Source organism: Pseudoflavonifractor sp. 524-17 (assembly GCF_009935845.1).
Classification (GTDB): Bacteria; Bacillota; Clostridia; order Oscillospirales; family Oscillospiraceae; genus Pseudoflavonifractor_A.
In genome coordinates this window covers 1-1,189 of sequence record NZ_QWEK01000129.1, presented here as the reverse complement: position 1 = coordinate 1,189, position 1,189 = coordinate 1, and the positions used below count along the sequence as shown (strand labels likewise).

Sequence of the window (1,189 nt, the reverse complement as noted above, 5' to 3'; positions counted from 1 at the left end):
GGCCCGGCTCCTGGCTGGCATCGATGCGGCCTTGGACTTCCTGTGGGAACACCTACCCGAACCGCTCCGGCCACTGGGCGAAAAGGCCCAGCAGCTTATCCCAGTGCCGGATGTCCAGGAACCGAAACGGGAGCATGACCGGGGCCACTCCTGGGGCGATATGAGCCTGTGAAAATAGGGAATGGCTGTATTGATAATATATATATAGCCTGTCCAGGGGACTTGAAAAGGCGTGTCGGACAGGCTATAATTATAACAAAAAATAGGGAAAAAACTCATTGATAATAAACGGCCACCTATGGCCTTTAGGCCAACAAAAAAATAGTCTTTTTCTCTCTCGGAAAGGGAGAAAGTCGGAGGGGAAAAGGGGGGTGAGCGGAGGCTGTGGGAATGTGGTAAACCCGTAGGGTTTTCCATCATTTCCATAGCCGGAGCAAGGGGGGAAAGGGGGAGGTGACTTTCTCTTTAAGGCCCCGAAGGGGCCGCTCTTTGGCTCCCCCTTTCCCCCCTGCCGCCCGCAGGCGGCTCCCCCGTTCCCGCCGCAGCGGATTTTTTCTTTTTGCTTCTTTTTCTTTTTTTGTGTAGGAGGTGCGTCTATGTCGAGTGAGTTCCGGGGTACTGTCGCTGAATATCAAGCCTTGTATATAGAGAAGAATGCCCACCTGGAGCAGTTTTTAGAACAGGTTGAGCCATTTGAGTTTTACCGGGAGATTTTCCCGGAGGGGTCTTTTGAGCGGAAAGGGCATTATGAGGACAGTCGGCCTAACGGGATAGCTGTTTCTCTACCTGGTAAGGGTGGCTCCGTCAATGGGATTGCCCTGGAGATTGAGGGGGACGGTAAGGCGAAACGGTATATCATCACGGACGATCTGAAGAAGCTGGACGAGCTGATTGACACGGACTTTACCATCATGGCGCCGATTTCGTATTTCGGTAAGAGCCGGTCGGGGAAGTTTGCCCGGTTCCTCTATGCCATGGCCTTTGACCTGGATGGGGTGGGTATGCCCCAGCTCCGGGATGTGCTGCATCAGATGGACAAGGGGATTTTGCCCAAGGCCAGCTTCGTGGTGAACAGCGGGACAGGGCTGCATCTGTATTACATTCTGTCCGATCCGGTTCCCATGTACCCGCAGAACCAGCATTATCTGAAGGAGTTGAAGTATTCCCTCACCCGGCAGATTTGGAACAG

At 53.4% G+C, this 1,189-nt stretch carries 1 pseudogene; it reads left to right on the top strand.

The annotated features are described in order from the left end of the window. Positions 1 to 596 precede the first annotated feature (596 nt). A pseudogene (locus D1159_RS18920) lies at positions 597 to 1,189 on the top strand (hypothetical protein); the annotation flags it as partial.